The following is an 8,423-nucleotide window of genomic DNA, read 5'->3' as shown; positions in this document are numbered from 1 at the left end:
CAAAGCCAAGACAACATGGAAAGACTGGTAACCATTAATGGTTTTATAGCGACACGAATATGACAACTAGGGCGAGCATCAGTTAAAGTGATATGGCAAGGATGGCTCAAATTACAAGCCATCCTTGAGGGCTACGATTTAGCAAAGTCTCTTGAGTCAGACTTGTGATTAAGAGAAATGCTATTTGCAGCCTTTTCCAAAAATAAAGCGTCCGCTTTATATGCTTATTATAAAATGTGGTTGTACTGTAAGCCAAACACAGATGCATGGCCTTTAGACTTAAAACCCCACTCACTTCCAGCGTTATCTTTCTCAATAAAGCGCTGCGTTTTACCACGAATAATACTGATGCCAAAATCAATACTGGCCACTTTACTCATTTGGTACTCTGCACCAAACGCATACCAAGTTCGATCGGTATCAGGAATGGAAATAGACATATGATTTTCGTCAGCAGGCGACTCATCATACGCAAAACCTGCGCGTAACTTTAATGAGTCATTCCATTGATAATCAGTGCCAACCGAATATCGAAGTGCATTACTAAAATTTTCATCTTTGCTAAATACCGTACCTACGTTGTCCACCTGAGCGGATAACGTCTGGAAACTATTCCAGCCAGTCCACAAAATGCTATAATGCAAAGTCGATTTCGTATTCAATTTGTGAGAACCAGACACTTCTGCAATTGCCGGCAACGTAATAGCAACGCTACCAGGTAGCTGCTTGCCTGCCGTTCCATTGAATGGTGCAGCCGCAGGTAATTGGTTACTGAAAGTTCCCTCAAAAGTAATATCTGTTTCACTGCGATAGTGAAAACCGAATCGATTATCAGCATCAATGTTGTACACAACACCTACATTCCAGCCAAAGCCTGAATCATCACCTTCTAAATCAACAACCTCAGTTTCTTTTGGTAAACCTAGGTTATTTGCCCCCAAGTTACGAATAATTTTCGCATCAGCGTATACATGGTTTAACCCAAAAGCTACACTCCACTGCTCGTCCACTTGATAAGAAGCTGCCACACCGGTGTTGATGGTTACTATTTCTGTTTCACCTGCAATCTGACCCGCAACATAGCCAGCATCAAACTCTGTTGCAAGACCAAACTGAGAGTATATGCCGCCGCCAACCGACCAATTTTCATCGATAGAGGTGGTCACAAAAGCACTAGGTACAACAGCACTAGGCGCAATGGTGCTACTGTCCAAAGCCGAGGCCGGCACCCCGTTATTAGTGCTTGTACCTTGCAGACTAACATCTGGCTTTACATACATAGCTGCAACACTCAGTTGTGTGCCTTCGAGCTTGTTCATCAGAGCTGGGTTTCTAGAGACCACCGAAGCATCATCTGCCACACTGGCTTCGCCTGCATAGGCGCGACCCAATCCAGAAACGTTTTGCTCTGCTAATTGAAATGCGGCAGCTAGACTTTGTGATGATGCCATCAACACACAAGTACCCAATAACGCAACAACAACTTTATTCATTAATAACCCTTAAATCAAAAATACAATAAATATGTTGCGCGACACAGTACATAATTAAGAGCTAAAAATCTCCACAGTTATGGCTTTTAGCAGCCTGTTTGAGCAAAATGAAATCATTTAGTTACTTTTGATAACAAAGCAGACCAGTATTTATACAAACAACACCACCACTACAAATGAGACTGATTCTCAATATCATTGAACCATTCCAAAGTTTCGCTTATACTGTTCGCCATTACTTTGAGGGAGATGATTATGATAGTGTTGTTGATATTGGCAGCGCTGCTATTTTCTGGGGTCAGTGTTTTCTGCCTGTGTAAAGCAAATTACTGTGCTTGCCAACGTGCAGGGCAATGTGACAACCCAGTGAATCATTATTGGCTTGGTGCCATTATGGCTGCACTCGCGGCGCTGGCATGTTGTTGTATCGCGCTGCACAGCGAAAAAGGCACTTTGATGTGGATAGTACTCATGTCAAGCTGTCTTGCTGGTGCTTTACTTTCTGCTAAAGTACAGAGACTAAAAAGGTGCAAGCAAGCTAAACAAGCAAATTCTCTTGTAACAGACGGGATAAATTGATCTGATAATCAAGTGGCTTAACATTCGCGATGATTTTAATATCACCGCTGTCATTTAGATCAACATCTTTCATTGTGACGTGATGCATATGTTTAGCATTGTAGAATACTCTGACAACGGGAGCTTTCGGGTTTTCTTTGTTACCAGCCATGACCAAACCAAGACGGTCATTGGTTAACTTCACAATGGTCCCGACAGGATGAATGCCTATACATCGAATAAACTTATGCACAAGTACCTCATCAAACTTATCTTTGTTTGATAACAGAATACGTAGAGCGTGTACCGGTTCAAGCGCTTCCTCAGAACTTTGGTCAGTCGTCAACGTAGCATACTCGTCCACGATTGCCATTACACGAGCTGCCTTACTTAGCTTTTCAGCACTGAGCCCTCTGGGGAATCCACTGCCATCCAAACGTTCATGATGGTTGACTATCATATCGATAACCAATGGCGTGATGCCTTTTTCTTCCTTAACCATGGCCACTGAATACGCCACATGTTTTTGCCAATGTCGTCTTTCATGCTTGGTAAATGGCGTCGCTTTTTCCAAAATGCTTTGCGGTATTTTGCTTTTCCCAATGTCATGGAGCATTGCCGCCATAGCCATTTTAGTTACGGCATGTGGCTTTAACCCCAAGTACTTAGCGAAAATGGTCATCAAAATAGTACAATTGATCATATGGCGCCAGTTAAAGCCTTGCTTGTCCTTTAAACGCGTTAGAATTGCCATGACATTGCTATTTTGAGTAACAGAAGCAACAATCTCTTGGCTAATATCATTGACCAAGTGAAGCTGTAGAGCTTCTCCACCCAAGATATTGCCATACAAAATCTGAAGCTTTTTATTTTGAACTTCAAATTGATTTAAGGCTGCTGCAAACGCTTCAGCTGTTGGCACATTGGTATTTGGCTGTGAAGTTTGCGCTTCACTGTCTTCAACAGTGTTTTGCTCAACACCCGTGTTGCTTGGCACTCGTGGTAACGAGGTTTCCGACTCAGGGAGGTAATGTGCAGGTACGGGGACTTGGCTCTGCTTGATATCAATATTTAATTCAAGTACACCATCAGCTTCCAGCTTTGCTATTATCGCTGAATTACGCACCATCCCTCGTGACTTTAGCTTTACATCTGCGTCAGATTTTAACTTGTGGACGCTGTCCACAAACATACCTGGCACAAGTTCATTAATAGGGATTGTCGCGTGCATAGTTCCTAAGTGAAGCTTTTTTACTCAAACCGCAATAATATGCATAGTTACGACTAAATTGTCTACTACTAGATAAAAATACAAGAATAAAGGATTAGAATTTGTGAGAGAGAAATCCATTTCTTTCTATCGCATTGAGAATGCGTTTTGATTAGTCTTGGAAGTAGGTGCCCCAACCGTCGTACTCAACCCCAGTTTGAGTCGCAACAGCCACAAGCTTTGTTACATCTTCCATAATCACTTCTGCGTTAAGCTCTGCTTCAACAACAATATCAAATCCCCAGATCTTACAGCCATCTTCCAACTCTAACTCAGCTGGCTCCTCAACATCATAACCAAGCTTAAATGCTGCTAACGCGGCTTCTTCTAATTTGTCAAAGTCTTCACATACAAAGTGGTGCTCAACCTCGTATAACTTTTCAGGGTTAGAGCCATCTTCAAGTAATGACTCTACAATATCTTCACTGATCTCTTGCCAATTTTCCATCAGCTTATTCACCTTTATCTAATTGTGCGATTCTGCCAGCCATTTTAGCATGAATGTTATTTGCATGCTCTCTTGCAGATACATCTGCTGACAACTCTATCGGTGCCAGTATAGAAATATACACTTTGCCATTATCCCAACGATTCAATTTGATTTTGTTTTGGGTAGAACTCATGCACACAGGAATGATAGGCACTTGTGCACTTTTCGCAGCGTGAAAAGCTCCCGTTTTAAATGGTAAAAGTCCACGGTCATAGCTACGCGTTCCTTCTGGAAACATCCAAAGAGATAGGCCTTTTTGTTTAATTTTTTGTACTGCCCTATCCAGTGTGCCAACCGCTTTTGAACGATTTGCTCTATCAATTAGAATGTTGCCTGATAACCAGTAAAGCTGACCAAAAAATGGGATCCACTTCAGACTCTTTTTACCCATGCTCACTGTGTTTTGAGGGACTACAGCTGGCAAAGTGAACAAGTCATAGTTATTTTGATGATTAGCCACATACAATGCTGGCCCAATATCTTTTACTTCAGGCGCCCTATCAATCACCAACTCGACACCAATAACTCTCGCCATTGAACCAAACCAAGACGCAATCACATGTACATTGTTGCGATGAAACGGCCTGATAATACATAATGCTAACCCAAAGACACAACTAAAAATAATAAACATGGCCATTGCCACGATACGCAATAAAGCTAACAAATTCCGAGCTCCTATATCTTGAGCTGTGCATTATAATCAAATAAGCGTACACTTGTAAGCTCAATTTTTTATGACACAAAAAAATACCGCCCATTATGGAGCGGTATTTATTTTAATTTGTTTTGACAATTAGCTCATTGCTGCTTGCAGCTTTTTCATTGCCGACTTCTCTAGCTGACGAACGCGCTCAGCAGATACACCGTACTTGTCGGCTAAGTCTTGCAATGTTGCTTTATCTTCTGCTAACCACCTTGCAGCCACGATGTCTTGCGAGCGCTCATCCAGCGTTTTCATTGCTGCAAGTAAACGATTTTGCGACTGCTCTTGCCATTGTTCTTCTTCAATCACTTCGGCCAAATCACTGTTAGTATCTGTAAGGTATTGTACAGGCGAGAAACTAGTGCTAGTGCTGTTATCATCTTCATCAGCACCTAAATCAAAGCCCATGTCCTGACCGCTCATGCGAGATTCCATTTCACGAACTTCTTTTTCACTCACACCTAGCTCGGTCGCTACAGTGGTTACTTCTTCTTGGTTGAACCAACCTAAACGCTTTTTGTTTTTACGCAAGTTAAAAAATAGTTTGCGCTGAGCTTTAGTTGTCGCGACTTTAACAATGCGCCAATTCTTTAATACATATTCGTGAATTTCAGCTTTGATCCAGTGCACAGCAAATGATACCAGCCTTACGCCTACCGTAGGGTTGAAACGCTTAACGGCTTTCATCAGTCCGATATTGCCTTCTTGGATCAAATCAGCTTGCGGAAGTCCATATCCTGAATAACTTTTCGCAATATGGGCTACGAATCTGAGGTGAGACATAATGAGCTGCTTAGCAGCATCAAGATCGCCATTTTCATGAAGACGCGTCGCAAGTTTATGCTCTTTTTCAGCGTCTAGCATTGGGATCGTACTAACAGCCTGCAAATATCCTTCAATACTCGCGCTTTGCTGCCCAGCTGTTAATGCCATTGCATATATGTCTTTACTCATTTTTCACCTCAGTGATAAATCTTTAGTTAATTTTAGCACTCTAACCTTTAGAGTGCTAACTGCAATCTACTACTTTTTAAGACTAAAAATCAAGCTTTTTATTATCCCGTTATAAAAAATAAATAAACCATTGATTTTTATAGACTAATATAGTCGAATTTAATGCAAGATGAATGGGGAGCAGGCCTTTGTTCCAAAAGACCTGCTAAAACTGACAGGTTAAACTTTTTCAGGTTCAATCTCGCGAATATATTTTCGCACAGATAAATAAGACCCAATGAAGCCGAGCGAGATAGCTAACAGCAACAAAAGCATCAACTCAGATAAATCTAAGCCTTCTAACACAAAACTACTTTGATAAACTCCCACAACCAAAGAAACAGCGGACTCTAGCCACCACAGCATGAGCGTGACACAAATAAAGGCAACTAAGCCGCCAACTATGCCATACCATATACCAGTCCACAAAAAAGGCGTATGGATAAAGGTGTTCGTCGCACCAACCAATTTCAGAACTTGGATCTCTTCCTTTTTATCCATAATAGACAATCTAATCGTATTACCAATTATGAGCACAACGGCACTGAGCAATAGTACCCCCACCGTAAACACACTTTCTTTGAGTAAACCTAGTAGCGCATTAAGCCTCTCAAGCCACTCAATATCTAACTTACCAAACTCTACTTCTCGTTCTTGTTCAAGCTTCTCTAGGAGTGCCTGAGCACTATCAGCACCACGATGACGCTTTGTTGGTGTTACAAGCACAACGCTAGGCAAGGGGTTTTCTTCTAAGTAATTCAAGGCTTGGCCAAAACCAGAGATTTGCTTGAATTCATCCAATGCTTGCGCCTGTGAAATAAAACTCACAGATTCAACTTCTGGATACAGGCCTAAACGCGTTACCAAAGTTTGTGTTTCCTGCTCGCTAATACTTTCTTTGACAAAAAGTGAGATTTCAGCAGCTTCTTGAAAACCACTACTTACTTTCTGTACATTCTTGACAACGACATAAAGCGTTGTAGGTAATGTAAGGCTTAACCCTAGTACTAAAATTGTCATCAACGATGCCATTGGCGTGCGCCACATTTCGCCAAGGCTATGCACGCCATGACGAAATAAGGTAAGAACAAAAAAGTACAGTTTTAGGAAGGTGGATTTTTCTTGACTATTAGCTTGATTGCCGCGTCCTTTAAATAATAGACTCATGAGTGCCCTCCCAGGTAGTCACCTTTTAATGGGTCAATCGCGAGTGGATCTTGCAGCATTCGGCCATGCTCTAATGTTAAACTTCTGTACTTCATTCGCGCTATGAGGCCCAGATCATGGGTAGCAATGAGTACAGATGTACCATGACGATTAAAATCTTCAAACAAAGTCAGGATTTCCATCGACAATTCAGGGTCTAAGTTACCTGTAGGCTCATCTGCCAATAACAAAGGCGGCGAATTAACGATGGCGCGAGCGATGCCAACACGTTGCTGCTCACCGCCAGACAAAGTACTGGGCTGGCATTTTATTTTATCTAATAGCCCTACCTTATCCAACGCTGCATGTACGCGTTTTGTAATATGTTTTCGGTGAGTCCCCTCTATTACAAGTGGTAGCGCCACATTATCGAAGACATTGTAACGCTCAAGCAGGCGATGATTTTGAAATATGATACCGATATCACGACGAACAAAAGGGACTTGACGATTCGAAATGTGATTGAGATCAACGTCATTAATTGACACTTTCCCTGCTGATGGTCTTTCCATCAAGCTGATTAACTTTAATAGAGTACTTTTTCCAGCACCACTATGCCCAGTTAAAAAAGCCAATTCTCCTTTGCCGAGCTCAAAACTTACTTTTTCGAGGGCTCTATGACCTCCTGGATAAGTTTTACTAACTTGATCAAATTTAATCATACCTAACCCGAAAAATGCCTGTATTCATTCCCTAACTAAAAAGCGCCTTCTTCAAAAGGCGCTTTTACGATGTTGTTAATTTTTATGTTCGTCTTCTTGGCTAAATAGCGCTTCTATAAAGTCTTGACTCTTAAACGTTCTCAAGTCGTCAATACCTTCACCCACACCAATATAACGAATTGGGATCTTGAATTGGTCTGCTACTGCGAAGATAACACCACCTTTTGCCGTACCATCCAGTTTAGTCAACGAGATCCCCGTTAAGCCAACGGCTTGATCAAATAGTTTAACCTGACTAATAGCATTTTGCCCCGTGCCAGCGTCAATCGTAAGCATGACTTCATGCGGTGCTTCAGGGTCAAGTTTCTTCATAACTCGCGCAATTTTTTCTAGCTCTTGCATCAAGTTGTCTTTGTTTTGAAGGCGTCCAGCTGTATCAGCAATGAGTATATCTACATTTCTTGCTTGTGCCGCTTGAAAGGCATCAAATACAACTGAGGCACTGTCAGCCCCTGTGTGCTGTGCTACAACAGGAATTTCATTACGCTCACCCCAAACTTGAAGCTGCTCAACAGCGGCAGCCCTGAAAGTATCACCCGCAGCCAGCATTACTGATTTACCTTGCGCTTGGAATTGTTTCGCCATTTTACCAATAGTCGTTGTTTTACCAACACCGTTAACACCAACCATCAAGATCACATAAGGCTTTTTGCCCGCATTTATTTCTAACGGCTGCTCCGCATCTTTTAAGATGTCCGCCATTTCACTTTTCATCAGTTCATAAAGGGCATCACCATCTTTAAGCTGCTTGCGATCTGCGGCATCAGTTAGATTATCAATGAGCTTCATGGTTGTATCTACGCCCAAATCAGCCGTTAGTAATTGCGTTTCTAACTCTTCAAATAAATCATCGTCAATTTTTTTGCCTTTGAAGATAGAAGCAAAACCTGACCCTATATTTTCTTTAGTTTTTAGTAAACCTTGTTTTAGACGTGCAAAGAAGCCCTTTTTCTTCGGCTTCTCTTGCTCTTTGGCTAGACGCTCT

At 41.8% G+C, this 8,423-nt stretch carries 9 protein-coding genes; 1 reads left to right on the top strand and 8 read right to left on the bottom strand.

Translation table 11 applies throughout. The features are described from left to right. Positions 1–227: 227 nt before the first annotated feature. On the bottom strand, positions 228–1,493 hold the full coding sequence (locus N482_RS20725; protein ID WP_063378879.1) for an outer membrane protein transport protein: 1,266 nt from the start codon (positions 1,491–1,493) through the stop codon (positions 228–230). 255 nt (positions 1,494–1,748) lie between these two features. Here N482_RS20725 and N482_RS20720 point away from each other — a divergent pair, with 255 nt between their 5' ends. Continuing rightward, a complete protein-coding gene (locus N482_RS20720; RefSeq protein ID WP_063378878.1) occupies positions 1,749–2,072 on the top strand; it encodes a hypothetical protein in 324 nt (107 codons plus the stop codon). Here N482_RS20720 and N482_RS20715 read toward each other — a convergent pair. The 7 genes from N482_RS20715 to ftsY all read right to left on the bottom strand — a co-directional run. Continuing rightward, positions 2,032–3,282 (bottom strand): HD-GYP domain-containing protein, encoded by a 1,251-nt coding sequence (locus tag N482_RS20715; RefSeq protein ID WP_063378877.1) that lies wholly within the window; start codon positions 3,280–3,282, stop codon positions 2,032–2,034. The genes N482_RS20720 and N482_RS20715 overlap by 41 nt on opposite strands. A gap of 151 nt (positions 3,283–3,433) precedes the next feature. Then, positions 3,434–3,769, bottom strand: a complete 336-nt coding sequence (gene rraB / locus N482_RS20710) for a ribonuclease E inhibitor RraB (RefSeq protein ID WP_063378876.1) — start codon at positions 3,767–3,769, stop codon at positions 3,434–3,436. Positions 3,770–3,773: 4 nt separating this feature from the next. Then, complete coding sequence (locus N482_RS20705; protein ID WP_063378875.1) at positions 3,774–4,478, bottom strand: 1-acylglycerol-3-phosphate O-acyltransferase; 705 nt, start codon at positions 4,476–4,478, stop codon at positions 3,774–3,776. Between the two features lie 129 nt (positions 4,479–4,607). Next, entirely contained in the window at positions 4,608–5,471 is an 864-nt protein-coding gene (gene rpoH, locus N482_RS20700; RefSeq protein WP_063378874.1) for an RNA polymerase sigma factor RpoH, read from the bottom strand. Between the two features lie 219 nt (positions 5,472–5,690). Further along, positions 5,691–6,677: a permease-like cell division protein FtsX gene (gene ftsX, locus N482_RS20695; RefSeq protein ID WP_063378873.1), complete on the bottom strand. Its 987-nt coding sequence runs from the start codon at positions 6,675–6,677 to the stop codon at positions 5,691–5,693. Then, complete coding sequence (ftsE, locus tag N482_RS20690; RefSeq protein ID WP_063378872.1) at positions 6,674–7,378, bottom strand: cell division ATP-binding protein FtsE; 705 nt, start codon at positions 7,376–7,378, stop codon at positions 6,674–6,676. The genes ftsX and ftsE overlap by 4 nt, the downstream gene beginning before the upstream one ends. 75 nt (positions 7,379–7,453) lie before the next feature. After that, on the bottom strand, positions 7,454–8,423 hold a 970-nt coding region (gene ftsY, locus N482_RS20685), incomplete at its 5' end, for a signal recognition particle-docking protein FtsY (protein ID WP_063378871.1).

This window comes from Pseudoalteromonas luteoviolacea NCIMB 1942 (assembly GCF_001625595.1).
GTDB lineage: Bacteria > Pseudomonadota > Gammaproteobacteria > Enterobacterales > Alteromonadaceae > Pseudoalteromonas > Pseudoalteromonas luteoviolacea_A.
The sequence above is the reverse complement of the archived record's forward strand: the minus strand, read 5'-3'. Positions and strand labels throughout refer to the sequence as shown.

Bases quoted from the DNA above. Each gene is read 5' to 3' on its own strand.
- rpoH (WP_063378874.1), bottom strand. From the start codon at position 5,471: ATGAGTAAAGACATATATGCAATGGCATTAACAGCTGGGCAGCAAAGC.
- ftsE (WP_063378872.1), bottom strand. From the start codon at position 7,378: ATGATTAAATTTGATCAAGTTAGTAAAACTTATCCAGGAGGTCATAGA.
- rraB (WP_063378876.1), bottom strand. From the start codon at position 3,769: ATGGAAAATTGGCAAGAGATCAGTGAAGATATTGTAGAGTCATTACTT.
- N482_RS20725 (WP_063378879.1), bottom strand. From the start codon at position 1,493: ATGAATAAAGTTGTTGTTGCGTTATTGGGTACTTGTGTGTTGATGGCA.
- N482_RS20715 (WP_063378877.1), bottom strand. From the start codon at position 3,282: ATGCACGCGACAATCCCTATTAATGAACTTGTGCCAGGTATGTTTGTG.
- N482_RS20720 (WP_063378878.1), top strand. From the start codon at position 1,749: ATGATAGTGTTGTTGATATTGGCAGCGCTGCTATTTTCTGGGGTCAGT.
- ftsX (WP_063378873.1), bottom strand. From the start codon at position 6,677: ATGAGTCTATTATTTAAAGGACGCGGCAATCAAGCTAATAGTCAAGAA.